Source organism: Bradyrhizobium sp. SZCCHNS2022, assembly GCF_032377575.1.
Lineage (GTDB): Bacteria > Pseudomonadota > Alphaproteobacteria > Rhizobiales > Xanthobacteraceae > Bradyrhizobium > Bradyrhizobium aeschynomenes.
The window spans coordinates 1145038-1168221 of the sequence record NZ_JAUHHZ010000001.1 but is presented as its reverse complement, the minus strand read 5'-3'; the positions used below and the strand labels follow the sequence as shown (position 1 = coordinate 1168221).

The following is a 23184-nucleotide window of genomic DNA, read 5'->3' as shown; positions in this document are numbered from 1 at the left end:
TGGCGAGGATGGCCGCTAGCGATAGGCCGGCGGCGGACTGACATAGTTGCGGGGACCGCCGTCCCGCGGTGCGACGATCACCGCCGGCGGATACATCGGCACCTCGGGTTCGGCTGGCTGCATCATGGACTGAGCGCCCCAAGAACGGGAAAAGCTCTCGGCAGGCTTCGGCAGCTTGCGATCGGGCGGCGGCTCGATCTCCATGCGGCCATAGCCGGGCTTGGCGCCGAGCGTGGGATAGTAGTGACCGACATAGAGCTCGGGCTCGACCGGGCGACCGCCATAGACCCTGGGCTGGATATGGTGCCCCTTGCCGAGTCCGTACTGGCCCTCCACGACGGCATAGGAGGCATCGATGCCGTTGATGACGACGGGCACGCCGGGCCGCTGCGGGATCACGATTTCGAAGCCTTCGGCAGCCAGCGCGGCCGACGTCGACCCGATCAGAATCGCGAGAGCTGTTGCAAAACGCATGAATTCACGCCCCGGTTGCCAACCTACTAATACCGCAACGCGTCCCGCCATGGGTTAAGCGCGCGGGTCAATCTGACGGTAAGGCTAACGCGCAGGTCGTTCGTTCGGGTTAAGACGCCGGACGGGTTCACACGGGACAGTTAACGCCTGCTCATCATCCGAGCGTGGTGGCAGCGATGGTGCGCAGCCCGATCGCGACGGTGACGAGTCCAACGCCGCCCTGCAGTGCGCGATTGGCCATCGTCAGCCCCCGCGCGGAGATCGCAATCGGCACTGCGATCAGGGTCGAGAGCGCACCCATGCCGATCATCGAGCCGATGCCGAACAGGAGGATATAGGCGAGACCCGCGGCTGGCGTCGGCGCCTCTGCGACAACCAGCAGCAGCAGTGCCGCAGAGCCGGCCATGCCATGCATCAGGCCGACCAGCAGGCTGCGCCAGCGAAACCCGTGGACATGGTCGTGCGGCGCACGCCCATGCGATCCCCGCTCGCCGGCATGGCTGTGGGCGTGGAAGTGAGCCGAGCCGTCGCGATGGCTGTGGCGGTGAAAATGGATGCGCTCACGCCACAACCGCCACAGCAGGTGAGCGCCGAGCCCGACCAGCATCACGCCGACCGCGCCCTCGAACCGGCGCGACAGCTCCTCCGGGATGACATGACCGAGCAGCAATGCGGCACCGGCGAAGCCGAACAGCGTCAGCGTGTGGCCGAGGCCCCAGGTGAGACCGTGCCTGACGATGTCACCCACCTTGCTGCGGCGGGCTGCGATGCTCGACACCGCTGCGATGTGATCGGCCTCCAGCGCATGCTGCAAGCCCAACAGAAAACCCAGAGACAATATTGCCAGCATCAACCCCGCCTGCCCTGCTCGCGAGCCTACCAGTCTTCGCGGTCACAGCAAGCCGCAGGCCAGATGAGCTGCCCAAGCCCATGCGCGCGGAAAAACATCCGCGGCGCGGCGGAACGGCACGGGCTGGATGAACTTAAGGTTCGGGGCGCAACGACGGAGTGATTCATGATCAGATCTGCAATTCTCGGGGCTGCCGTGCTCGCAACCGCGCTGGCCGGCCCGGCCATGGCGCGCGACATGCACCACCGCCACCACATGGCCCGCCAGGACGCCGCGATGATGCAGCACCGCGCGGACGGCGGCTGGAACAACAACGGCTGGAACAATGATTGGAACCGCCGCGGCACCGGCTTCTGGCCAGCCGACGTTGCCGCCGGCGCGGTCGGCGCTGCCGCGGGCGTCGCTGGCGCCGCGATCGGCACCGCCGGCGCGATCGCGACCGCACCGTTCCGCACGGCCGATGCTTATGCCTACGATCCCGGTCCCTACCGCTATGGCCAGCCGACCTATGATCGTGGTCAGCTCGGCTACTACGGCGACTGGAACAGCTACGCCACCCGTAACGGCCTGGTCTGCCGCCCCGGCACCATGTTCAAGGGCAGCGACGGCGCAATGCACATCTGCCAGTAAGCTCGGACCTCGATCTCGTCGACAAGGGCGGCCCCACGGCCGCCCTTTTTGCGCCTGCAGAGTTGTCGGCCGGGAGCTGCGACGGTAGTAGCCTCACCGCATCAACTCTGGTAGGAACACCGCGCCTCGGAGCAACTCGCCGCGCTCCGCCGCCACTCGCGGGGCATTCGCCGGCTTAGCTCAGCGGTAGAGCAGCGGTTTTGTAAACCGAAGGTCGGGGGTTCAATCCCCTCAGCCGGCACCATCGACCGTCAAGTTTCTCTTTCTCGATCGCAGCGCTTCGAGCCGTCGCGGCGGCGCGCATAGCTGCTCATCTTGCCCTCGTCTTGATTCCTGCCGCCGGCGCCTCGGCCCCGGCTGCCGGCTTGGGCGCGGCCCATTCGGGATCCGGCACCGGCCCACCCCCCTGGCCGGTTGCCCCCACGAGCTGGCCGGGCAACAGATCCGTGACCTGCACCCAGCCCTGGGTGGCGCAGAACAATCCCATCAGGCAGCCTTTGACGGCGAGCATCCTCGGTCCGTCGCGCCAGATCGAGACGCCATAGGTCTTGCCGTCCTCGGCATTGTAGACCTCGCCCGCATGGCGGCCGTCGGTGTTCAGCTTCAGACCAAGCAGCATCTGATGTCCGAGCAGGAGGCGGCCACGCTTGCTTGCGTCGGGGTTGAGCCGGTCGCGGAACGGCTGCCCCTTGGCATCGGCGGCCTCCTTCATCCACACGACGTAGCCGCAGATGCGGTCGGGGGTCGCGCCGCAGCGCTCGATCCGGATGCGGGCGCGGCCGTCCTCGGTCAGCCAGGTGCCGAGCGGATCGCCGAGGGGAGCGGCGTGACCGCGGCCTTCGGTGATCGTCAGCACCAGGCTGACCACGATGCGCAAGCCGACGCGCAGAACGAATCTCATTGTCATGTCCAGGGACCTCGTTGTCTCGACGGCCTCGAGCCAGGCGCTCGCGCGGCGGGGATGACGACGCTGACGGCAGCCCGGCGCTCGCCGGTGCCCTCGATTCCGAAGCGAGCGAGCAAGGGCGGTGTCCCACCGTGGCGTCCGCGCCCCCGGCGCGGGAATCCGCACCGCCTGCTCACTGGAGTTGTGCGACCAGGGCGTCGGCGCCCTTGTCGATCCCCGCTTCGGCAGCCGCGAGCGCACCGACGCTGGCCTTGATGTCGTAGGGCGCGGGATATTGCTTGCTGACGAAGGCCTTCAGCAGCCGGCCGCTGGCGGCATCGAATATCTCTGCGGCATAGAACACCGAGCCCGTCAGCAGCCCCTCGCCGTCGCGCGCAGTCTGCACGCCGTTGTAGACGGCCCCGGCAAGATCGAAGCGCGAGGCGGTGCCGAGCACCGGGGTGTTGGCGACGGCCCCCGTCAACGTAAGCCGCACGCGCAAGGTGTTCGGCCCGCGCTGATTGACGATCTGAAAGCGCGCCGACAGGCTTTCCAGAAAGCGCGAGCGCATGTAGAGCGCGAGCCTTGCCTTGTCCTGATCGGACATGTCGGCGAACTGGTGATCCCTGCCACGGTAGACCACGACCGGATCGAGCATGATCCTGTCGTAGCTGCGCCACTCCGCGACGGCAGCATAACGGTAGGGCATCCGTCCGGACGCGTCGGACGTGTTGGGGGCCAGATAGCGCGCCGAGGCCACCTCGGAATAGGCGACAGGCGTCACCGTGTTGCAGCCGGCGCAAAGCCCGGCCGCAACGATCACCAAACAGCCTACCGCCCGAAATCGGACCGTCATCACCTTCTCCTCGCTTGTCCTTGGTTGTTGCGAGCCACAAGCAGCCCTAAATAAAACCGACCGGACGGTTTGTAAATAGGTTTGATGAAGGTGCGGTTAACGCCGAGCGGCGCCGCGGGAGTGGCGCTTCAGGCGAGAGCTTCAGACGAGACGATGGGCGAGCGCGGCTCGAGAAAGGGACGGCGGCCCCGGGCCAATTTCGGGCTCAGGTCTTGTGCTCGAACCCGGTCCACTGGCGATCGTCGAGCAGGCGCGCGAACAGGCGATCCATCTCACCCTGCTCCAGCGGCGAGACGCGCAGCAGAGTCATCAGCGCCAATCCGCGCGCGGCGGCCCAGCGCAAGACGGCGAGATCGGCGTCGACGGCTTCATCACGAATCTCGAGCACCCGTTCGGCGTCCTTGGCGCGGGCATCGGCCAGCAGGCCAGGCTCCTGAGCGAGTGCGCCGAGCATCGCCTGCGCGACCGAATTCTGCTGCGCAATCAGCTCGCGCGAGATCGCAATCTGGGTGGCGAGCTCAGGCTGGCTTGTCGCCCTGCCCGCCTCGACCCTGAAGCTGCTGGCGAATTCGTCGAAATGCGTGAATTGCTGCTCGAGCAGAGCCTTGAGCACCGCTTCCTTGTTGGGAAACTGGTGCATCAGCCCGCCCTTGCTGAGTCCGCTCTCGCGCGCGATGGCGTCGAGTGTCAACCGCCCCGGACCATCCCTGGCAATGATCGCAAGGGCGGCAGTGAGGGCGGCCTTGCGGGACCGCTCGGAGCGCGAGGGATTGTCCATCAGAAGCTGCGAGATCTCGCGGGGCGGTACAGGGGCTGCAAGCAGTGAAGGCCGGACGCCGACGCTGCCGTGGCGTCATAGGCGGGAGCTACCCCGCGCTGTCAAGCCGGGCTCGGTCGACCTGCCCTGGGAACGTTCTCCGCGGCTGCGGATTGACGGTATCGATTTCCGGGGGCGGGACGAAACAGGCCCAGACTGTGGCAATATTGTTGCCACATCTCAACCAGGACTCTCACTTATCCCCAGAAGTCACTGGTCTTACAGCTTGATTTCACAACGAGCATTTGTTGCAATTGCGGCTTCTGGGGGATGCTGGCCATGACGTGGAAGGAAGAGCGTGATGCGCTGATCGCGCAGACCATGGCCTTCGTGCAGTCGGTCACCGGGAAGCCGGCGGATTTCTCCCAGTTCGAGCTGCCTGCCGTTCCGGCCGTGACTCCGGCCCAGCAAACGGCGTTCGCGCGCGGAGGAACGGCGCCACCGGCAATCGCGTCCCCGACCGTGGCCGACAGACCGCGAGCGCCTGCAATGCCAGAAACCGCTGTCGCCGGAGCCGGCCCGGTCGCCCCTGAGCGCTTCACCAGCATCGCCTCCCAGCTTGATCTGCAGCGCGACATGCAGGCCGAGATTCGCGCCCGCGTCGCCCGCTTCCGCGCCCATCAGGAGCGCTTCAACCGTGAGCGCCAGGAATATTTCAGCGCAACGCTGGCCCGTCTGAAGGCCTCTGCCGAGGGTACGGTGCTCCCCGAGGACTGAGCGCCGGAGCGCCACCGCGGATGGTCGAGTGTCTTGGCAAGTCGACATGCCGGCTCACAGCCAGGCGCACAGCAGCGCCACATTGGCGACGAAAGCGAGCAGCAATCCACAGGTGAGTGTCAGCTGGATCCGCCCGCAAAAGATGTGGAGATCGGTTCCCATGACTTAACCATCTGGCGATTCTAGCCCCGGAGTCCCACGGATTCTTTTTCCAAAAATTTAGGACTCGTTTACGACTCGACCGATCCGAAAAGGCCGCTTTCCGGCCGCGAACCCGCCTGTGTCTCGCTACAACCCCTGTTCATCGTCGGTTCATCCTTCGCTTCTCTGGAGCTGCTTGGAATGCCCTATGCCCTGTTTTGCAATGAGGCCAAGTTGAGCAAGGCCTATCCGACCGAGGGTGATGTCTGGCGCTTGGCGCGGCAAAGCGGGCTGGTGGTGGACGTGATGATCAATGCGCGGCGCTCGGCCGGGTATCTACAGCTCGACAACGACTATGAGATTCGCCCCTGCGCCGCCGAGCCTGAGGAAGATCCCTGGCGGAACCGTGCGGAAGCCGAGCAGGAGTTCAACATCCCGTTCGCGTCGTGATCGCAGAAGCAGGCCGCGGGCCCTTACCTGGGGATTTCGCGCAGCGGTCGCGATCGAAAAACCGTGGGCGATCGCTTCAATTGGAGGGCGAGGTCATCCGGGATGCGGTCGATCACCAGACTCGCTGTCTGTCTGCGCAACTGCGACCGAGGCCTTGCCATGGCCCAAGGCAGGCCCCTGCGGCAGGCTCTTGACGACATGATCTAGCGACGGACGGCGCTCAGCGGGCAGCCGGAGGCTGCTCGCTGTCGCGTTGTCATGAAGTCCGAGTTGACTTACGGCGTTGCCGTCGCCAGCGAGGCGGTTTCGGACGGAAGTGCGACACAAGCGCGCTTGCGGCTGACGCCGCGGATCGCACCGGTCACCTTCAGCACCTTTCCCGACGGGCAGGACGCGGTCTGCACCAGCGCAACCTCGTAAGGGGCAAGCATCAACGGTTCGGACTTCAGGACGGTCTGGGCGGAGCACGGCAAAACAGCCGCCGACAACAACAGCACGGACAACAAGATACGCATGTGGGATGATCCATCAAACCGGCGGACTCATAATAACGACTGATGGCGAAAGTTTCACGAAGGTTTGAAAATTTTTTTGCACTGCGTGAGCGGTCTCGAAACCACTCCGTCCTCACCGCGCTCAAAGCAAAACGCCCGCACCGAGGCGCGGGCGTGTGACAAACTGTCGTTCGCCGGCCAGACCGGCCGACTGCTCAGTACTTGCTGGCGACGGGACCACCCCAGCCGAAGCGGTAGTTCACACCGACCTTGACCGTATGGTCTTCGTTGTTGAAGCGGCTGCCCACGACCGGAGCCGGGCCACCCGTGAAGGTGGTGTTGCCGAAATTGTAGTACTGGTACTCGGCCTTGGCCGACCAGTTGGGCGCGAACATGTATTCAAGGCCGGCACCGACAGTATAGCCGTCCTTGGCATTGCCCGATGTGGTGAAGCCAGCCGGAACGCCTGCGACGTTCACGCCCAGCGCGTTGCCGTCGCGCCAAGCATAACCGCCCTTGGCATAGACCATCGCCGGGCCCCAGGTGTAGCCGAGACGGCCGGTCACCGAGCCGAGCTGGTTGGCGCCGGTCGAGGTCACGGTCGTCGCGCCAGGGAAGCCGAAATTGGTCGTGTTGCGGTCCATCCAGCTGTACTGGGCCTCGATGCCCAACACCCAGTTCGGCGCGAACTGGTAGTCGAAACCGCCCTGAACGCCGCCGAGGAATCGGCCGTCGTTGCCTTCGAGACCGTTGCCGCCGGCAAAGGCGCCGCCGAGATGGCCACCGACATAGAAGCCGGTCCAGTTGTAGATCGCCTGCGGCGGCGTCATGGGCGGCGCCTTGGTGTAGGTGCGCGCGGGCATGTCGGCGGCGAAAGCCGGAACGGCGCCCGCCGTCAAAGCGAGAGCGCTCAAAGCGACTGCACTCGAGAAAACGCGTTTCATGGGACGTCCCCGTTATTCATTTGCGACATCTATCGAACATCGTGGCCGCATTTGGGTTGCCCGATGGCGGTGACGCAGCTGTGATTAACCAATGCGTGTCACCAGCGAGCAACAAAGGCCTTTTGTTCCATAGGCTTCCCGAAGATTTCGTGAAGCTGCACGCATCGCCCGACATTTGGTCGCAGTGAGGCGGCAAAGCGTTTGAACCCATCCCTGACTTGTGATCGCCGCGACGCCTCCGCAACCCGCTGCGACGTCGTGGCAGGTGTGCGGAAAGCAGGGCCCGACACCTACCGCGTCAGGCTGGCCAGCTCGGGAAACGGCGCATAGGTCGAGCCGGCGCACAGCTCGCCGGCGTCCTCGATGAGCCGGTCAAACCGGCCGTCGACATAGATCGCCGCACGGTCCTTTGCCGGTGGGTAGCTGCCGTCAGAGTCACGGGCCGCGTAGCGCAGGCAGCTGACATAGCGCAGCCGGCCGCCGACCGTCCGCTGCACCGGCTCGGCCATGACGCCGTCGCGCACGCCGACCGGATTGTTCAGGTAGGTGCGCAGATAGGCCAAGACCTCGCTGCGGTAGTTCGCGGGGAACGGCTGGCCCGACACTCCGCGATCACCCGTGTAGGAAATGCTGCGATTGTCCTCGCTCACGAAGGCCGCCGGCCCTCCGCTGGCACAACCTGCCAGCAACAGCACCAGCGCAACTGCCGGCCACCAGCTCTTCGTCCCCATCGCCACGCGCCCGTCTCGCCCGATCCCTCTCGCGTCACCCGGCTTCTAGCTCAAAGCGGCCAATGAGGGAAATCGGCCCGCAGGAGCGGACGTGGAAGCTGCGAAGGACAATGGCGGATGCGACGACCGGTGACTGCGGCAAGGGACAGCGTGTCGCGATCGCCGACGCGCCGAGGCGTCGGCGATCGCAGGCGACGCGAGCTCACCCGCGGCGGGTCGCCGGAGTGACGCGCTTGAAGCTCACCTTCTTGTGGCTGATCGCATGCGAGACCTTCACCTTGTCGTGATGGCGGAGATGCGCGGTATGCCGGTGCGTGTGGCGGCGCAGCGAGGCGTGGGGCTTGCCCTTCCCCTTGCCGTCGGCCGGCTTCATCTCGTTGGCCTTGTTGCCCGACTGCATGCCGCCCGGCTTCGTCGCATCCGACTTGGTCGCATCGGTCTTGGTCGCATCGGTCTTCGTCGCATCAGCCTTCCCGGTCCCCGTGGTCGAGCCGGTGATCTGGTTCGGCTTCGCCGGCGTCTCGGTTTTCGCAGGGCCCGCGGCGAAAGCGGGCGCAGCCAGGATCGACGCGGCGAGCAGCGCAACGGACATTGACTTCAGCATGGTCGTCTCCGTGGTGAGAGGATCTGCGAGGCACCATCCAGAGTGGATGGGCTCGTGATCATGACGACGACCATAAGGAACCGGGACTGAACCCCCTCTGAAGTAAAGCGGGGCTTTCGGTTCATTGAGATGAAGGGATAGTCATCGAGATGACTAGCCTGTCATTATGTGGCCAGTATAATGCACCGATCGCGGCGCAAAATCCGCGCAAAGGGCCGGGAATATTTCGCAGCTGCGGAAGTTCTTCTCCGCATGCAGTCACCTGTTGGATCGACAACTCGGGAGATACGAATGAAAAAGTCTGCGCTCAGGATCGCCACGCTGGCACTGTTCTCCATGGCCGTGGCCTCCGGGCCGCTGCTTCTGTCGAAGGCCTACGCGGCTGGCAGCGAGACCCCGTCAGCGCCGCCCGCCTCGGATTCGAAGAAGAAGAAGGACAAGAGCTCGAGCATCGAAGATCCGAAGTTCCTCGCCGCCTATCGCACGGCCTACACCTCGATCTATGATCGCGGCGACTATGCCACTGCGATCCAGCAGTTGAAGGCGCTGAACCGCGAGGACGTTGCCGACGTTGCCAACCTGATCGGCTACTCCTACCGCAAGCTCGGCAACTACCAGGCCTCGAAGCAGTACTACGAGCAGGCCCTGGCGGATGATCCGAACCACGTGCGCACCTGGCAGTATTACGGCCTGTGGCAGCTCGAGCAGGGCAACCGCGAGCAGGCCAAGTACCACCTCGACAAGGTGGCGCAGCTCGCCGGCACCAACAGCGCCGAATATCGCTCGCTGGCCGACGCGCTCGAGAAGCAGCCGGGCACCGGCCTCGTCTACTGACGCGCGATCGGATCAGATCCGATCTCGACAGTGGCGCAACCCGAAAGGGTTGCGCCATTTTCGTTGCGCCGATCTCGTTGATCTCGTTGCCCTCCTTGTCCAGCGCCGGTGCTCCGGTCATGATGATGCATCGGCGCACGACCGTTCGCGCCACCAGATGGAGACGGCGTCGTGGAGCCCTGGCTTGGCGCAGCGATTGGTTACATCAAGGACTGGCTGGCATTCCAGGTCGAGGTCTCCGGACAGCCCGGCTGCATCGTCGCGATCGCCCATCGCGGCGAGATCGTCCTGGAGGCGGCCTATGGTCATGCCAATCTCGACAGCGGCGAGAAGCTGACGCCGCGGCATCGCTTCCGCATCGCCTCTCACACCAAGGCATTCACGGCCGCCGGCATCATGCGTCTGCGCGAGCAGAAGCGGTTGAAGCTCGACGATCCCGTCGGCGATCATGTCGCGGATTTGCATCCGGACGTCGCCGCGGCCACCCTCGGGCAATTGCTCTCGCACACGGCGGGCCTGATCCGCGACGGCAAGGATTCCGGCCAGTTCACCGATGGCCGGCCCTATCTGGGGAAGGACGAGTTGCTGGCCGAATTGAAGCTGCCGCCGGCGATCACGCCGAACAGCCGCTTCAAATACTCCAACCACGGCTACGGCCTGCTCGGCCTGGTCATCGAGTCCATTACCGGTGAGCCCTACCCGTCCTGGCTGCAGCGCGAGATCATGACGCCGCTGTCCCTGCGCGAGAGTGCGCCGGACATGACGCTGCTCGGCAAGTCGGTGCCGTTCGCGCGCGGCCATTCCCGCGTCGTGCCGGTGGGACGCCGCGTCGTGATTCCCGGCGACAACCCGACCAACGCCATCATGGCTGCGGCCGGCATGGTCGCGACCGCAGCCGACACCGCGCGGTTCTTCGCGCAGCTCGCGCCCAATTCCAAAAAGAGTCTGCTGACGGTCGCGAGCCGACGCGAGATGATCCGCCGGCAGTGGCGCGTCCCCCAGGACGTCGAAGAAGCCCATTACGGTCTGGCGCTGATGAGCGGCACGACCGCCGGCTTCGACTGGTTCGGCCACGGCGGCGGCTTCCAGGGCTACATCTCGCGGACGTCGGTGATTCCGGCTCGCGAGATCACCATCACCGTGCTGACCAACGCCGTCGATGGCTGGGCGCCGGGCTGGGCCAACGGCATCAAGTTCATCCTGCAGGCCTTCGCCACCCACGGCGCGCCGTCACGCCGGACGCGTGACTGGACCGGGCGTTGGTGGACGCTGTGGGGCGCCATCGATCTCGTCCCGTTCGGCGAGCAGGTCATGGTCGCCAATCCCGTCTTCCTCAACCCCTTCATCGATGCCGCTCGCATCGAGGTGACCGGGCGCGACACCGGCAACATCGTGCAGGCAGCCGGCTACGCCAGTCATGGCGAAGCCGTCAGGCGCGTCCGCACCAAATCCGGTGTCAGCGAGATCTGGCTCGCCGGAGCACGCGTGCGCCCGGAACGCGTGGTCAGGGCGGAGATGGAACGGAAATATCCGAAGGGGCGCCGGAGGAAGGACGCATAGACAGTGAGTAGCCGCGACCTGATCGCAACGACGCGTGCAGAAAATCGCGCCGCGCGGCCCTACTTCATCAGCGCCTCAGCCTCGCTGCGGAACGCCTTGCGGGCATCATCGCGGGAATAGAACATGTGCCCGCCCGGATAGACCACCAGCTTCACCCGCGGCGGCCGCGCGAAAGCCGGCAACTGGTCGAGCAGGATCTTCGAGCCGTAATACGGCGTGGCGAGATCGAACAGGCCGTGCCCGACCAGCAGCTTCAGCTTGGGATCGAGCGCGAGGATTTGGCGGATGTCGCTGGCCGATTCCGGTGGAGTAATGCCGCGGCCGAAATCCCAGCTCATGTTCACGGTCCCGCTCAGCAACTGATAGGAGCCGTCGGGGCGCCAGTTCAGCTTGCGCGTCGTGAGCTCGACCGCGGCGCTGGTGAGCGGCGCATTCAGCACCTCGCCTGACGGATCGGAGCTGCGTGAATGGCTCGAATCCGGATAGGGATCGATCCCGAGCACCGAGCCGTCGTAGCGGCCGGTGACGCGGCCGTTCTTGCGGTCGAACTCGCGACGAAACTCGGAGACGTCGAAGCGGCCGGCGAGTCGCCGGCTGACCGCCTGATCGATCCCGGTCAGGCTGGCGACCTTGTCGGCCAGCCGGTTGGTCGCTTCCACATCGGCCTCGCCCTTCACCAGATCGAGCAGGAAGTCGCCGCTCGCGTAGCGCTCGACGTCCGCGAGGTCGGCCCGCGTCACCGGCCCCTTCGTCTGCCTGGCGACGGCGGCATAGCTCGGCAGGCTCGCGACATATTGCACCAGGCTCGAGCCGGAATAGTCGCGGAAGTCCATCAGCGGCGACAGCAGGATCAGGCCGCTCACGCCGATGCCCTGGTCGTGCTGCAGATTGCGGATGATCTTCGGCCCACGGATGCCGCCATAGCTTTCGGCCGCGATGTATTTGGGTGACGCCAGGCGATCGTGCTTTTCCAGCCAGCGCCGCACCACCAGCGACAGTGACCGCACATCGCCGTCGACCGAAAAGAACCGCTTGCGGACCTCGTCGCCCGACGCCACGAAGCGGCTGTAGCCGGTGCCGACGGGATCGACGAACACGAGATCGGTGAAGTCGAGCCAGGTGTCAGCGTTGGGCAACAGCTCCGGTTGCGACGACGGCGTCACTCGGGCGGCATCGATTCCGATCCGCCACGGCCCGGCATTGCCGAGCTGCAGATAGGCGGAGGACGCGCCCGGCCCGCCATTGAAGAAGAAGGTCACCGGACGGCTGCCGCGCTCAGCGCCGTCGAGCTGATACGAGGTATAGGCGATGTCGGCCTGGGGCTCGCCCTTGCCATCGAACAGGCGGATGGAGCCGGCGGTGGCGCTGAACGACAGCTTGCGGCCGGGCAGCTCGAGCGTCTGCGCGGTGGTGGCATCGGCCGGCAGCCGATGCTGCTCGGCCGTCGACGGCGACGCCGCAGGGCTGGACGGGCGCGTGCCGGCAGCATTGGTGCGGGACGAGCCGGGCGGCACGGCATCCTGCGCCGCTGGCGGCGCGTCCTGGGCGCGGACGGGCTGACCGGCGACCAGTGCGGTCAGGACCAGGGCCGCCAGACTCCGCCTCGCAACGAACGACTTCAGACCTGCCATCAACACCCACTCCTCTGCCCGCGCCGGACCCGCTCGGTCGAAAGCACCCCTCTGTAGGGCATGAACCGCGGCGCACCCGCAAGCTCAACCAACTCTTCCGTGATCCAGATCACTGAGGAGCGGGTGCGAGGTGCGGCCAGTTGTGCTATGGGCTCGAACCTCTCGATCCGGTCCGACGTCCTATCCATGGGACAGAAGGCGCGCCGCCGGGTGCGATCACGGAGTTCATCATGACATACCGGACGTTCTTCGCCGCAGCCCTGACCGGGCTCGCCGCCCTGGCGCTCGTCGGGCCGTCGGCGGCTTTGGCGGGACCGCCCGCTGCGCTGGTCGAGGACGTTCAGGGCGAGGTCGCCGGCGCCGAGCTGATGGACTATGTCGCGCCTGGCCAGGTGATCAAGCTCGGTCCCGATGGGGCCGTCGTCATGAGCTACCTCAAGTCCTGCCGTCGCGAGACCGTCAGCGGCTCCGGCAGCGTCACGGTGGGGCCCGGCGAGAGCAAGGTGGATGGCGCGGCGCTCAAGAGTGACATCGTCAATTGCGACGCCAGCCATGCTCAGGCGACCACCCGCGAGACCAGTGAGGTGGCAGCGACCATCGTGCGCAGCATCGGGCCGGACTCGGCGCCGGTGGCGCAGGCCGTCATCTACGGCGCCTCGCCGATCGTCGAGGCCAAGGGGCGCGGCACGCTGATCGTCGAGCGGCTCGACCAGCCCGGCGAGCGCCAGCAGATCGAGCTGACGGGGCGGCAATACAAGGGACGATTCTATGATTTCGCCGGCACCAGCCATCCACTGACGCCGGGCGGCATCTACGTCGCGAGCTTCGGCGCAGCACGCCTCGTCTTCAAGGTCGACGCACAGGCCAAAGCGGGCCCCGGCCCCGCGGTCGGTCGATTGATCCGGCTCAACTGAGACCGAAAGCAGCTTGCGGTGGCGATCGGACGCCGGACGCGCGACGCGCTTGCCGTCATCGCCATTGCGCTGGCCTGCGCCGGCCTGCTCGCGTCGCCGGCGTTCGAGCGCGGCCGCGGCCTGTCGCTGGATGCGCTGACATGGCTGCGCTTCGAGACATTCGGTAACCGCCACGACGCCGTCACCAGTCCGGCCGTCGTGATCGCGATCGACGAGGAGAGCTACCAGGCCGCGCCCTTCAAAGGCGCGCCGCTCCTGACCTGGACCGGCGAGATCGGCCGGGTGCTGACGGCCACGCTCGAGGGTGGCGCCAAGGCCGTCGGCTTCGACATCGTGTTTCAGACCTCGATCGAGCAGTCGGAGATTCCGCTCGGCGATTCGACGCTGGGCGAGAAGACGCGCGGCTTCGACCGCGAGTTTCTGCGCGCACTGGCGGCAGCGGCCGCCGGCGGCAAGGTGGTGCTGGGCGAGATCTTCGGCGAGCCACCCATCCTTCCCGCCCCCGGCCAACGCATCGCCGTGCGACAGCAGCAGAATCTGCGGCCGCTCAACACCTACACCGACAACGACGATGTCGTCAGGCGCCATCCGCTGACCCTGTCGGCCGAGAACAAGACGATCCCGAGCATGGCGCTCGAGCTGGCCGCGCGGGCGACCGGTCGATCCCCGGTGATCGCCGCCGATGGCGTGACGCTCGGCGACTACCGCGTTCCCGGCAGCGTACCCGGCACGATGACGCTGAACTTCGCCGGTGGCGCCCAGGACATTCCGACCTACTCCTTCGCCGATCTGCGCGCCTGCGCCCTCAAGGGCGACAAGGATTATTTCCGCCGCGAGTTCGCCGGCAAGGTCGTCCTGGTCGGCACCGTCGGCATCGAGGACCGGCGGCTGACCTCGAAGCGCTTCGCGACCCGCGCCGAGGGCGCGCGCCGCCCGCGCTGCGTGCTGGAACCGCGCGAGGTCGCCAAGACGTTCGCGCGCAGCACGATCGCCGGCGTCTACATCCATGCGACAGCGGTGAACAACCTGGTGCGGCAGGACGCCGCGATCGAGCTGAGCCGGCCCGCCATCTTCGCCATCACGGCCTCACTTGGGCTCGCCGCCGCGCTGCTCGCGCGCCTGCTGCGGCCGACCTTTGCAGCAGCCATCCTGGCCGCGCTGGCCGTGCTCTACACAGCGATCGCGACCGCCCTCTTCAACCAGTCCCATGTGCTGCCCATTGCAGAACCTCTGGCCGCCGGCGTGCTCGCGCTGGCGGCCACCACCTTCTATCGCTTCATGGTGACGGACAAGGACCGCCGGCTGCTGCAGAAGAGCTTTGCCTATTATCTCGCACCGCGCGAGATCGACCGCATGCTGGCCTCGCGCCGGCTGCCGCAACTCGGCGGCGAGACCCGCGAGGTCACCGTGTTCTTCTCCGACATCGAAGGCTTCTCGCGCATCGCGGAGCAGATGTCGCCGGAGCAGCTGATGGCACTGACCAACGAATATCTGTCAGCGATGACCGACGTAATCGAGAGCCATGACGGCTATGTCGACAAATATATCGGCGACTCCGTCGTCGCCGTGTTCGGCGCTCCCCTCGACGATCCCGACCATGCGCGCAGCGCCGCGCGCGCGGCGCTCGATTGCAAGGCAAAGCTCGCCGAGCTCAACCTGACGTCGACGGCCTTCCAGGGCATCAAGGTGGCGCAACGCATCGGCATCAACAGCGGCGCGGCGCTGGTCGGCAATTTCGGCTCGCAACGCCGCTTCAACTATTCCGTCATGAGCGACGCCGTGAACGTGGCCTCGCGTCTCGAAGGCGCCAACAAGTTCTACGGCACCACGATCATCGGCTCCCACAGCACGGTCGCGCGCGCCGGCGACGAGTTTGCCTGGCGCGAGCTCGACACCATCCGCGTCAAGGGCCGCGAGCAGTCGCTGAGGATCTACGAGCTGCATGGCCGTGCTGCCGAGCTCTCCGCGCCGGAGCACGCTCTGCTCGCTGGCTACGCGGCTGGCCTCGCGCATTGGCGGGCCGGCGAGCTGCCGCAGGCCGCCGATTGCTTCGCGCCGGCAGTTGCGCGCGACACCCCCAGCGCGCTGTTTGCCCAACGCGTCGCCGCCGCCCTCAAAGGGGGCACCGTCGACTGGGATCCCATCCGCAGCTTGCAGGAAAAATGACCTGACGATGACGGTCTCGCCGCCCGCATGAGCGCAAGCGACATGCGGGGTCATCTCAGTCCCTCTGGAGAACCCGGACATCGCTGCGCTCATCCGGGCCAAGGCAATGGCTGCTTGCGCCAGACATCATCCGTCACGAATGCCGCATCCTCAGCCCATTTCCGAGCGAGATCGGCCCTCATCCCGGCCCCATTGCCCCACCATACCGGCCGCGATGGACAAGCACGGCCAAGGTCGGCTAGACGACACGGCGCTTCAACCGACCAGCGAGCCCGAGCGACGCATGACCACGCCCAAGCGATACGAGCGGATCGCCTTCGTCGCGAGTCCGAGTGCCGAAGCGCAGGCGGCGCTGACGCAGCTGAGCGCCCTGTACGGCAACGCCGATCCGGACCTCGCGGACGTCGTGGTCGCCCTCGGCGGTGACGGACTGATGCTGCAGACGCTGCACGATCACATGCGGTCGGGAAAGCCGATCTACGGCATGCATCGCGGCACCGTCGGCTTCCTGATGAACGAGTTCAGCACGATCGATCTGCACGGCCGGCTCGAGGCGGCGCAGGAGTCGGTCATCCATCCGCTCCTGATGCGGGCAACCGACGCCGACGGCGTGGTCCACATTCACCACGCCATCAACGAGGTCTACCTGTTCCGCCAGACCGCGCAGACCGCGCGTCTGCGCATCCTGATCGACGAGCGCGAGCGCATGCCCGAGCTGATTGCCGACGGCGTGCTGGTGGCGACGCCGGCCGGCTCCACCGCCTATAATCTCTCGGTGCAGGGCCCGATCCTGCCGATCAACGCGGCGCTGCTGGCGCTGACGCCGATCAGCGCGTTCCGGCCGCGGCGCTGGCGCGGCGCCCTGCTGCCGAACACCGCCTATGTGATCGTCGAGGTGCTCGAAGGCGACAAGCGGCCCGTCGCGGCGGTCGCCGACCATGACGAGGTCCGCAACGTCAGGCGCGTCGAGGTGCTCTCCGACAAGACGATCTCGATGCGGATGCTGTTCGACGCCGGCCACAGCCTGGAAGAGCGGATCCTGAGCGAGCAGTTCGGGTATTAGAACTTTTCTTCTAACCGCCGCCAGTGTGTCGCGGGACGATGCCCCGCTCTCTCCGACGTCATTCCGGGGCGCGCGCCGCCGAAGGCGGCGAGCGAGCCCGGAATCCACAGCCACAGGATGGTGTGAGGCACAGGTCGTGGCGCTTGCCTTCGCCACCCCCCGCTCGGGGTTATGGATTCCGGGCTCGCGCCGCTGCGCGACGCGCCCCGGAATGACATGCGGAGACAGCGGCACGTCCGCTCGAAACACCATACTCCGCAACGCTTTGTTAACCCGGCGCTCCGTATGGTTAATGCGCGTTGACCACCATCACCGGTGATGCCTTCAGGCCGGCCCAATGTATCGCATCGACTTCAACAAGCTGCGCTTCCTCGTCTGCGACGACAATCCGCACATGCGCCGCATCCTGCGGACGCTGCTGCATTCGTTCGGCGCCCGCGAGGTCAACGAGGCCGAGGACGGCGCCACCGCGCTCGAAATGTACACCCACTTCTCGCCGGACATCGTCATCACCGACTGGGCGATGCCGATCTTCGACGGCCTCGAGCTGGCGCAGATGATCCGGCAGCCGGAAGCCAAGGGCAATCCCTACGCGCCGATCATCATGCTGACCGGTCATTCCGAGAAGCGCCGCGTGACCGTGGCGCGCGACGCCGGCGTGACCGAATTTCTCGCCAAGCCGATCTCGGCGAAGGGCCTCTATCAGCGCATTCTCAACGTGGTCGCCAATCCCCGGCCCTTCATCAAGACGAAAACCTATTTCGGCCCGGACCGGCGCCGCAACACCAACACCGCCTATATCGGCCCCGAGCGCCGCATCGGCGGCGAGGCCGAGATTTTCCAGCAGCCGTCACTTCTGGATAAAGCGCGCTCCGCAGTTTAGGCGCGCAGCAGTGAGCCGTTGTTAACGTCGTCCTGGAATCGCCGAGCAGCACGGCCGGCTCCTCGGCTATGAGTCTTCACGTCCACAAGTTTGCGTTGGTCGGCATCACCTGAGGATATCGAGATGGCGAAAGACAAGGCCCCGGCAATCCAGGTCAAGACCTACGCCTCGCACCATGTGATCACGCAACCCAATCCGCTGAAGAAGGTGCTGCGCCGCGCCGAGGAGAAGGATCTCGACGATCCCATCGCACGGGCGGAAGCAGCCCTCGCCGGGCTGTCCGGCGAGTTCAAGTCGTGGATGGACACCGAGGCCGAGCGCCTGTCGAAGGCCTACGCGGCCGTCCTGAAGGATGGCTTCGACGACGACGCCTGCGAGGAGATGTTCCGCGCCGCCCATGACATCAAGGGCGATGCCGCGACCTTCGGCTATCCCGCGGCCGCGGCCGTGGCCGACAGCCTGTGCCGGATCATCGAGCATGCTCCCGATCTCGACAAGGTCCCGGCCGAGCTGTTCGAGCATCACGTCAACGCCATCCAGGCCATCGTGCACGATCATACGAAATATGACAGTGCGACGGTGGCGAGCGAATTGAGCCGGCGCCTGCGCCGCGTCGCCGACGACTACCTGGTTCAGGTCAACCGCAACCGCCCGGAGCATCTCGAAGCGATCCTGGCGCCGAGCCTGGTGCCGAGCGACCAGCCGTAATCGCGAAGGGTTGGCGCTCAAGACGCGGCGAAACAACGGACGCTCTTCAATAGCGTTGACTGCGAACCCCACCGCAAACTTCGAGCGCACTCTCTCCGCGTCATTCCGGGGCGCGCGTAGCGCGAGCCCGGAATCCATAGCTACAGGAGGATGTGTGATACGAGGTGGCGGTCGCGCGTGTGTTCGCCACCCGCCCGCTCGGGGTGATGGATTCCGGGCTCGCGCTACGCGCGCCCCGGAATGACCCTGAGATAGGGGCCCGCCCTCCTGACGTAGTCGCCGCGGGGCCGCGGATCGCGCGTCACGCTGCGATCAGCCCGAACTCCAGCCCCGCCACGAAATCCTCGGCCATCACCTCGTCGCAGAATTCGCGGGCCTCGTCGCGGGCCGACTCGGTAGCGAACCTTCGGAGCAGGATCAGCAACGGTGCGGCAGCATCGCGGTCGGTCGCGCAATGGGTGAGCACGCGCTCCACCATCTTGCGGCGCAGGATGGCCGCGCCGCTGAGCGTGTCGGCAAAACCGTTCTCGCGGCAGACCTCGAGCGCGACGGCAAATGCATCGAACGTGGTGTCGGGAATGCCGGCCTTGCGCAGCAATCCCTGCAGGCTGGCGCGACCGCGATCGTTGAGCAGCGCGGACACCCGCGCCCGCGGCATGTCGGCAAGCTCCGACAGCGCGATCTCGAACAATTCGACATTGCCCGAGAGCAGCGCCCGCAGGATCAGACCGGCAGTCAGTTGCGAGGTCGCGCGCAGATGCGCGACGAGCCCGCGCAACTCCTCGCCGCGCGAGCGCGATGCGATGTTGATGGTCGAGCGGTCGCGCGCCTCGCTGGTGATGCGCCCTGCCCGGTCGGCGCTGAGCCAGTTCCGGGCGACCACGAACTGCGCCAGCGTCTCGGAGAGCTTGTCAACCAGCGCCGCCCGCGTCGCTGCCGGCAGATCGTCCAGCACCAGCATGGCTTCGCGGATCGCGGCGAGATGGCCGTGCCGCTCGACGATGCGATCCCAGGAGAATGGCGCAAGCTCGGCATAGGCATTCTCGATCAGCTCGAGCGCAGCCGCCGCGCTGCCGACCTCGGCGATCGCGGCGCAGACCGGCGCCGGCAGGCCGATGCGGCGGGCAATGGCGCATTGCGTCTCGGAGTTGCCGGTCGCGACGATGTCGACGAGGTCGGCATCGATCAGCAGCGGCGAATGTTCGAGGATGATGGCTGCGACGGATGGCTGGTCGGTGGCCAGCGCCTGGACGATGGCGGCGGGCGCCTCCTCCGAGCGGGCAAACACCTCCGCCATGGCCTGCCGCACCAGCGGCGACGGATCATCCAGCAGCATGAGGAGCGCGCCCTCGGCGGCGCCGCGATCCTCATCGCAGAGATCCGACAACAACCACGCCCGCGCGAGAGCCCTGGTGGCCTCTGCCCGCTCACCGGCGGGCGCGGTTCTGACCCAACTGAGAAACTGCCGAACGATCATGGTCTTTCCGGCTTACGCAACTTGCAAACAAGGCCACGAGGGCCTCAACAGCACCGAAAATAAACCACGACGCTTAACAAAGCGTTCACCATAAGTCGCTGGTTTTGTTGATGTTTTGTTAAGGTCGGAAATGAAAAACATACTATGATACCTCTACCCTATCCAATTCGCCGTAGTCCAACGGACAAAACATGGCGACGTCCGGCCGCAAGAGCCGCGGCCGAACGCTCGAAATAGATCTTTTGGATCAATGACTCGGACCTGGCTCCGCTGGGGCGTCAGCCCGAGAAGGTGCCGTGGGGGTCGCTGAACAGGTCGAGCCTGCGCTGACCAGTGCCGCTGCCATTGTTGTTGCTGCCGGCATTGTTGCTGCTGACGTCGGCAGACCCGGCGCTTGCCACCGAGGAGCGCCCCCACAATTCGCGCACCGTCGGCGACACGGTGGACTCCGACTGGCCGTCGACCTGGAACAGCGAGCGGAACATCGGATCGGCCGGGCGGCTGGCGGTCGATGCCGTGGCGGTCACGGCTGCCGCTTGGGTCGAGCCGCGCGCGTCCGGGAACATCGAGAGAAAGGTCGCGGTGTCCGTCGTCGGCAACGCACTTCCGCCGGCGGCGTTGGCAGCGACATTGGTCGTTGCCCCGCCATAGAGCGCGAGCGCCCCGCGCGTGGTCGAAGAATTGGCTGCGCCGGAATAGCGCGTGCTCAGGACCGAATAGACCTGGGAGACGCTGCGGGCCTGGCCGTCGCGATCGTAGAATATCGGGCGGTTGGCGGCGGCCGCGCTCGGAAACAGCCGGGCGGCCGAAGCATTCGGCGTATCCTGGGCGCTGGTGATCAGCTTGGCCGCGCCGCCCGCCCCCATGAAATGCGCCATATAGAGCTCGGCGTCGCTCGGCCGCCGGCCGATCATGCCGGTGAGTTGGAAGCTGTTGGACTGCGTCAGCGCCGCAGCCATCGCGGAGGACGCCTTGGGATCATCGCGCAGCTTCATGATCGCCTGCCGCATCGCGGGGTCAGCGACGGTGTAGTCGCCGGACGATGTCCGGGTGATGGCGTCGGCATATTGGCCATAGCCGAGATCGGCGCCGGCCTGCTTCACCGTGCCGAGCCAGGTCTGGTCGATGAACTGGTAGAGCCCCCGGGCCGAAGACGTTGATGCGCCAGCGGTCGGGTTGAAGTCCGACTCCATCTTTGCCGTCGACAACAGATATTCGAAGCTGGTGCCGACGGTATCGGCCGCCTGCTTGATGACCCCGGCGACCTTCGCCCGGACGTTGTCGAGAAGCCCCGCAGGTGAGGAGTTGGAAGCGTCGACCGACATGTGAAGACCCGCTGTTTGCAGATTCGCTGGCAGACGAACGCGCCGGAAATCTCCGGCAAAGTGCGGCGGGTATGGTTAATGGCGAGTTAATTCGGCGCCCGGAGCAGGGCCAATGAACGACCCGGATATTCCCGGAGGCAGGTCTCTGACCTACTTGCGATAGACCGCAGCCGGATCGAACAGCCGGTCGGCCTCGACGAACACCAGCCGGGCACCGCCCTCGCCTTGCTCCACCTTGCGATAGAAGCAGGAGCGGCGGCCGGTGTGACAGGCCGCTCCTCGCTGCTCGACGCGCAGCCAGACCGCGTCCTGGTCGCAATCGGTGCGCATCTCGACCACGCGCTGGGTCTGACCCGAACTCTCACCCTTGCGCCACAAGGCATTGCGCGAACGGCTGAAATACCAGGCCTCGCCGGTTGCGACGGTCTTCCGTAGCGCTTCGTCGTTCATGTGGGCGACCATCAGCACGTCGCCACTGGCGGCATCGGTGGTCACGCAGGTGACCAGCCCGGCCGCGTCGAATTTCGGCAGGAAGGCCAGGCCTTCCTCGCGCTCGACTGAGGATGAGGACACGAAACTCTCGCTAAGATGCTGCTGGGCTTACCGTTGCGGCGATCGCACCATCGACAGGAAGCGCCCCTGCTCCGCCGGATTGTCCCGGAACATGCCGGTGAAGCGGCTGGTGAAGGTGACGGCGCCGTGCTTGGCGACGCCGCGCACGGACATGCAGGTGTGCTCGGCCTCGATCATCACGGCAACACCGCGCGGCTTCAACACCTCGTCGATCGCAGCCGCGATCTGGGCGGTGAGATGCTCCTGGGTCTGCAGCCGGCGGGCGAAGATGTCGGTCAGGCGGGCCAGCTTGGACAGTCCGACGACACGCTCGACCGGCGTATAGGCGATATGCGCGCGACCGTAGAAGGGCATCATGTGATGCTCGCATTGCGACGTGAACTCGATGTCGCGAATCAGCACGAAATCGTCGTAGCCGGCGGTCTCGCCGAAGGTGCGGTCCAGCACCTCGGCGGGGCACTGGTGGTAACCCTGGAACAGCTCGTCATAGGCCTCGACGACGCGGCGGGGCGTATCGATCAGGCCCTCGCGGGTCGGATCCTCCCCGATGTAGTTGAGCAACGTATAGACCGCGGCTTCGGCCTCGGCCCGCGACGGGCGCGGCCGGTCGGGCCGTACGGCGGCAGCGAGGAATTCGGCTGGATCGAGCTCGGCGGGGCGCTCCCCAGCCAGCTTCGGATCGGACGGCTTGCCGTCCGGCTTGGTGCCACGCAGCGTCTTGATCAAAGCGTCCATCTCGTCTCCGTTCGACCGGTCGGCGGTCCCGACCGGAGTGTCACCGGCAGAGCGTCACCCGAACTCAGGTGTTTCCCCCAGACGGAGCGCGAGCAGACCTGAGGTCTCTGGCACCGCACGCCTGTGGATGTGGCTGGAATTCCTGCCAATCGTTTCCATATAGTCGCAATATAGGGCGATGAAACCCGGCCGCCAAGGCCGACCCGCCGGGAATTCCGGAACGGAAGCCACATGCTGAACGACATCTACAACAAGCGCATCATCGAGCTCGCAGGCAACATTCCGCGCCTCGGACGGCTGGAGCACCCGGATGCGACTGCCACGGCCCATTCCAAGCTGTGCGGCTCCACGGTCAAGGTCGATCTGAAGATGGACGGCCCCGTCGTCACCGATTTCGCCCACGACGTGAAGGCCTGCGCGTTGGGCCAGGCCTCCTCCTCGATCATGGCCCGCCACGTGGTCGGCTCGACTGCTGCCGAACTGCGCGAATTGCGCGACACCGTCCGCCGCATGCTGAAAGAAAACGGCGCCCCTCCGGACGGCAAATGGGCCGATGTCGCCCTGCTCGAGCCGGTCCGCGACTACAAGGCTCGCCATGCCTCCACGCTGCTGACCTTCGACGCCGTGGTCGATGCCATCGGCCAGATCGAGGCCAGGACGGGGGCCAAGACGCAGGGCGCGGCGGCCGCCATAGCCCAGAGCTGAGGCCGGCCCAGCCTCG

26 protein-coding genes and 1 tRNA gene are annotated in these 23184 nt (G+C 66.1%); 12 read left to right on the top strand and 15 right to left on the bottom strand.

Features of this window, described 5'->3' with window-relative positions; all coding sequences use genetic code 11:
- Positions 1-15: 15 nt before the first annotated feature.
- Positions 16-474, bottom strand: coding sequence for a hypothetical protein (locus QXZ94_RS05195; RefSeq protein ID WP_315719521.1), 459 nt, complete (start codon positions 472-474; stop codon positions 16-18).
- 154 nt (positions 475-628) lie between these two features.
- Positions 629-1324 carry an urease accessory protein gene (locus tag QXZ94_RS05190; protein ID WP_315719520.1) on the bottom strand — a complete coding sequence of 232 codons (696 nt, stop codon included), beginning with the start codon at positions 1322-1324 and terminating at the stop codon, positions 629-631.
- 165 nt (positions 1325-1489) lie between these two features.
- Between QXZ94_RS05190 and QXZ94_RS05185 the strand changes: the two genes are divergently transcribed.
- Positions 1490-1954, top strand: a complete 465-nt coding sequence (locus QXZ94_RS05185) for a hypothetical protein (RefSeq protein ID WP_315719519.1) — start codon at positions 1490-1492, stop codon at positions 1952-1954.
- Positions 1955-2123: 169 nt separating this feature from the next.
- Positions 2124-2198, top strand: a tRNA-Thr gene (locus QXZ94_RS05180).
- 66 nt (positions 2199-2264) lie between these two features.
- Here the strand turns inward: QXZ94_RS05180 and QXZ94_RS05175 are convergent.
- The 3 genes from QXZ94_RS05175 to QXZ94_RS05165 all read right to left on the bottom strand — a co-directional run bounded on the left by QXZ94_RS05175 (position 2265) and on the right by QXZ94_RS05165 (position 4474).
- Positions 2265-2855, bottom strand: coding sequence for a DUF2147 domain-containing protein (locus QXZ94_RS05175; protein WP_315719518.1), 591 nt, complete (start codon positions 2853-2855; stop codon positions 2265-2267).
- A gap of 178 nt (positions 2856-3033) precedes the next feature.
- Positions 3034-3696, bottom strand: a complete 663-nt coding sequence (locus tag QXZ94_RS05170; RefSeq protein WP_315719517.1) for a DUF3313 domain-containing protein — start codon at positions 3694-3696, stop codon at positions 3034-3036.
- A gap of 205 nt (positions 3697-3901) precedes the next feature.
- Positions 3902-4474: a TetR/AcrR family transcriptional regulator gene (locus tag QXZ94_RS05165; RefSeq protein ID WP_315719516.1), complete on the bottom strand. Its 573-nt coding sequence runs from the start codon at positions 4472-4474 to the stop codon at positions 3902-3904.
- 318 nt (positions 4475-4792) lie between these two features.
- Here QXZ94_RS05165 and QXZ94_RS05160 point away from each other — a divergent pair, with 318 nt between their 5' ends.
- On the top strand, positions 4793-5230 hold the full coding sequence (locus tag QXZ94_RS05160) for a hypothetical protein (protein ID WP_409998791.1): 438 nt from the start codon (positions 4793-4795) through the stop codon (positions 5228-5230).
- A gap of 54 nt (positions 5231-5284) precedes the next feature.
- Here QXZ94_RS05160 and QXZ94_RS05155 read toward each other — a convergent pair whose 3' ends face one another.
- Positions 5285-5392, bottom strand: a complete 108-nt coding sequence (locus QXZ94_RS05155; RefSeq protein WP_009031230.1) for a hypothetical protein — start codon at positions 5390-5392, stop codon at positions 5285-5287.
- 180 nt (positions 5393-5572) lie between these two features.
- On the opposite strand from QXZ94_RS05155, the gene QXZ94_RS05150 reads away from it, so the two are divergent.
- Positions 5573-5821, top strand: coding sequence for a hypothetical protein (locus QXZ94_RS05150; RefSeq protein ID WP_315719514.1), 249 nt, complete (start codon positions 5573-5575; stop codon positions 5819-5821).
- A gap of 275 nt (positions 5822-6096) precedes the next feature.
- Here QXZ94_RS05150 and QXZ94_RS05145 read toward each other — a convergent pair whose 3' ends face one another.
- From QXZ94_RS05145 to QXZ94_RS05130, 4 genes are all read right to left on the bottom strand, one after another.
- Complete coding sequence (locus QXZ94_RS05145) at positions 6097-6336, bottom strand: DUF6719 family protein (RefSeq protein ID WP_172107952.1); 240 nt, start codon at positions 6334-6336, stop codon at positions 6097-6099.
- A gap of 194 nt (positions 6337-6530) precedes the next feature.
- Complete coding sequence (locus QXZ94_RS05140) at positions 6531-7259, bottom strand: porin family protein (protein WP_315719513.1); 729 nt, start codon at positions 7257-7259, stop codon at positions 6531-6533.
- Between the two features lie 290 nt (positions 7260-7549).
- Positions 7550-7990: a hypothetical protein gene (locus QXZ94_RS05135; RefSeq protein ID WP_315726110.1), complete on the bottom strand. Its 441-nt coding sequence runs from the start codon at positions 7988-7990 to the stop codon at positions 7550-7552.
- 202 nt (positions 7991-8192) lie between these two features.
- The gene (locus QXZ94_RS05130; RefSeq protein WP_315719512.1) at positions 8193-8594 is read right to left on the bottom strand and encodes a hypothetical protein; all 402 of its coding nucleotides are present in this window, start codon (positions 8592-8594) and stop codon (positions 8193-8195) included.
- 291 nt (positions 8595-8885) lie between these two features.
- Between QXZ94_RS05130 and QXZ94_RS05125 the strand changes: the two genes are divergently transcribed.
- Complete coding sequence (locus tag QXZ94_RS05125) at positions 8886-9428, top strand: tetratricopeptide repeat protein (RefSeq protein ID WP_172107946.1); 543 nt, start codon at positions 8886-8888, stop codon at positions 9426-9428.
- 171 nt (positions 9429-9599) lie between these two features.
- On the top strand, positions 9600-10988 hold the full coding sequence (locus QXZ94_RS05120) for a serine hydrolase domain-containing protein (RefSeq protein WP_315719511.1): 1389 nt from the start codon (positions 9600-9602) through the stop codon (positions 10986-10988).
- Between the two features lie 59 nt (positions 10989-11047).
- On the opposite strand, the gene QXZ94_RS05115 is transcribed toward QXZ94_RS05120, so the two are convergent.
- The gene (locus QXZ94_RS05115; protein WP_315719510.1) at positions 11048-12619 is read right to left on the bottom strand and encodes a S10 family serine carboxypeptidase-like protein; all 1572 of its coding nucleotides are present in this window, start codon (positions 12617-12619) and stop codon (positions 11048-11050) included.
- Between the two features lie 230 nt (positions 12620-12849).
- Between QXZ94_RS05115 and QXZ94_RS05110 the strand changes: the two genes are divergently transcribed.
- The 5 genes from QXZ94_RS05110 to QXZ94_RS05090 all read left to right on the top strand — a co-directional run bounded on the left by QXZ94_RS05110 (position 12850) and on the right by QXZ94_RS05090 (position 18353).
- Entirely contained in the window at positions 12850-13533 is a 684-nt protein-coding gene (locus tag QXZ94_RS05110; protein ID WP_172107940.1) for a hypothetical protein, read from the top strand.
- Positions 13534-13551: 18 nt separating this feature from the next.
- The gene (locus QXZ94_RS05105) at positions 13552-15699 is read left to right on the top strand and encodes an adenylate/guanylate cyclase domain-containing protein (RefSeq protein ID WP_315719509.1); all 2148 of its coding nucleotides are present in this window, start codon (positions 13552-13554) and stop codon (positions 15697-15699) included.
- 283 nt (positions 15700-15982) lie between these two features.
- A complete protein-coding gene (locus QXZ94_RS05100) occupies positions 15983-16762 on the top strand; it encodes an NAD kinase (protein WP_172107936.1) in 780 nt (259 codons plus the stop codon).
- A gap of 337 nt (positions 16763-17099) precedes the next feature.
- Positions 17100-17645 (top strand): response regulator, encoded by a 546-nt coding sequence (locus QXZ94_RS05095; protein ID WP_172107934.1) that lies wholly within the window; start codon positions 17100-17102, stop codon positions 17643-17645.
- 123 nt (positions 17646-17768) lie between these two features.
- Positions 17769-18353 carry an Hpt domain-containing protein gene (locus QXZ94_RS05090; RefSeq protein WP_315719508.1) on the top strand — a complete coding sequence of 195 codons (585 nt, stop codon included), beginning with the start codon at positions 17769-17771 and terminating at the stop codon, positions 18351-18353.
- Between the two features lie 301 nt (positions 18354-18654).
- On the opposite strand, the gene QXZ94_RS05085 is transcribed toward QXZ94_RS05090, so the two are convergent.
- The 4 genes from QXZ94_RS05085 to folE all read right to left on the bottom strand — a co-directional run bounded on the left by QXZ94_RS05085 (position 18655) and on the right by folE (position 22463).
- A complete protein-coding gene (locus QXZ94_RS05085) occupies positions 18655-19830 on the bottom strand; it encodes a DUF2336 domain-containing protein (RefSeq protein WP_172180341.1) in 1176 nt (391 codons plus the stop codon).
- A 278-nt stretch (positions 19831-20108) separates the two neighbouring features.
- A complete protein-coding gene (locus QXZ94_RS05080) occupies positions 20109-21155 on the bottom strand; it encodes a transglycosylase SLT domain-containing protein (protein ID WP_315719507.1) in 1047 nt (348 codons plus the stop codon).
- 150 nt (positions 21156-21305) lie between these two features.
- On the bottom strand, positions 21306-21728 hold the full coding sequence (gene hisI, locus QXZ94_RS05075; RefSeq protein ID WP_172107926.1) for a phosphoribosyl-AMP cyclohydrolase: 423 nt from the start codon (positions 21726-21728) through the stop codon (positions 21306-21308).
- A gap of 27 nt (positions 21729-21755) precedes the next feature.
- A complete protein-coding gene (folE, locus tag QXZ94_RS05070; RefSeq protein ID WP_172180345.1) occupies positions 21756-22463 on the bottom strand; it encodes a GTP cyclohydrolase I FolE in 708 nt (235 codons plus the stop codon).
- Positions 22464-22694: 231 nt separating this feature from the next.
- On the opposite strand from folE, the gene QXZ94_RS05065 reads away from it, so the two are divergent.
- On the top strand, positions 22695-23168 hold the full coding sequence (locus QXZ94_RS05065; RefSeq protein WP_315719506.1) for an iron-sulfur cluster assembly scaffold protein: 474 nt from the start codon (positions 22695-22697) through the stop codon (positions 23166-23168).
- Positions 23169-23184 lie beyond the last annotated feature (16 nt).

Bases quoted from the DNA above. Each gene is read 5' to 3' on its own strand.
- QXZ94_RS05150 (WP_315719514.1), top strand. From the start codon at position 5,573: ATGCCCTATGCCCTGTTTTGCAATGAGGCCAAGTTGAGCAAGGCCTAT.
- QXZ94_RS05090 (WP_315719508.1), top strand. From the start codon at position 17,769: ATGGCGAAAGACAAGGCCCCGGCAATCCAGGTCAAGACCTACGCCTCG.
- QXZ94_RS05125 (WP_172107946.1), top strand. From the start codon at position 8,886: ATGAAAAAGTCTGCGCTCAGGATCGCCACGCTGGCACTGTTCTCCATG.
- QXZ94_RS05175 (WP_315719518.1), bottom strand. From the start codon at position 2,855: ATGAGATTCGTTCTGCGCGTCGGCTTGCGCATCGTGGTCAGCCTGGTG.
- QXZ94_RS05145 (WP_172107952.1), bottom strand. From the start codon at position 6,336: ATGCGTATCTTGTTGTCCGTGCTGTTGTTGTCGGCGGCTGTTTTGCCG.
- QXZ94_RS05140 (WP_315719513.1), bottom strand. From the start codon at position 7,259: ATGAAACGCGTTTTCTCGAGTGCAGTCGCTTTGAGCGCTCTCGCTTTG.
- QXZ94_RS05110 (WP_172107940.1), top strand. From the start codon at position 12,850: ATGACATACCGGACGTTCTTCGCCGCAGCCCTGACCGGGCTCGCCGCC.
- QXZ94_RS05095 (WP_172107934.1), top strand. From the start codon at position 17,100: ATGTATCGCATCGACTTCAACAAGCTGCGCTTCCTCGTCTGCGACGAC.
- QXZ94_RS05115 (WP_315719510.1), bottom strand. From the start codon at position 12,619: ATGGCAGGTCTGAAGTCGTTCGTTGCGAGGCGGAGTCTGGCGGCCCTG.
- QXZ94_RS05130 (WP_315719512.1), bottom strand. From the start codon at position 8,594: ATGCTGAAGTCAATGTCCGTTGCGCTGCTCGCCGCGTCGATCCTGGCT.
- QXZ94_RS05190 (WP_315719520.1), bottom strand. From the start codon at position 1,324: ATGCTGGCAATATTGTCTCTGGGTTTTCTGTTGGGCTTGCAGCATGCG.
- QXZ94_RS05160 (WP_409998791.1), top strand. From the start codon at position 4,793: ATGACGTGGAAGGAAGAGCGTGATGCGCTGATCGCGCAGACCATGGCC.
- QXZ94_RS05165 (WP_315719516.1), bottom strand. From the start codon at position 4,474: ATGGACAATCCCTCGCGCTCCGAGCGGTCCCGCAAGGCCGCCCTCACT.
- QXZ94_RS05135 (WP_315726110.1), bottom strand. From the start codon at position 7,990: ATGGGGACGAAGAGCTGGTGGCCGGCAGTTGCGCTGGTGCTGTTGCTG.
- QXZ94_RS05100 (WP_172107936.1), top strand. From the start codon at position 15,983: ATGACCACGCCCAAGCGATACGAGCGGATCGCCTTCGTCGCGAGTCCG.
- QXZ94_RS05080 (WP_315719507.1), bottom strand. From the start codon at position 21,155: ATGTCGGTCGACGCTTCCAACTCCTCACCTGCGGGGCTTCTCGACAAC.
- QXZ94_RS05065 (WP_315719506.1), top strand. From the start codon at position 22,695: ATGCTGAACGACATCTACAACAAGCGCATCATCGAGCTCGCAGGCAAC.
- QXZ94_RS05195 (WP_315719521.1), bottom strand. From the start codon at position 474: ATGCGTTTTGCAACAGCTCTCGCGATTCTGATCGGGTCGACGTCGGCC.
- QXZ94_RS05170 (WP_315719517.1), bottom strand. From the start codon at position 3,696: ATGACGGTCCGATTTCGGGCGGTAGGCTGTTTGGTGATCGTTGCGGCC.
- QXZ94_RS05085 (WP_172180341.1), bottom strand. From the start codon at position 19,830: ATGATCGTTCGGCAGTTTCTCAGTTGGGTCAGAACCGCGCCCGCCGGT.
- QXZ94_RS05155 (WP_009031230.1), bottom strand. From the start codon at position 5,392: ATGGGAACCGATCTCCACATCTTTTGCGGGCGGATCCAGCTGACACTC.
- folE (WP_172180345.1), bottom strand. From the start codon at position 22,463: ATGGACGCTTTGATCAAGACGCTGCGTGGCACCAAGCCGGACGGCAAG.
- QXZ94_RS05185 (WP_315719519.1), top strand. From the start codon at position 1,490: ATGATCAGATCTGCAATTCTCGGGGCTGCCGTGCTCGCAACCGCGCTG.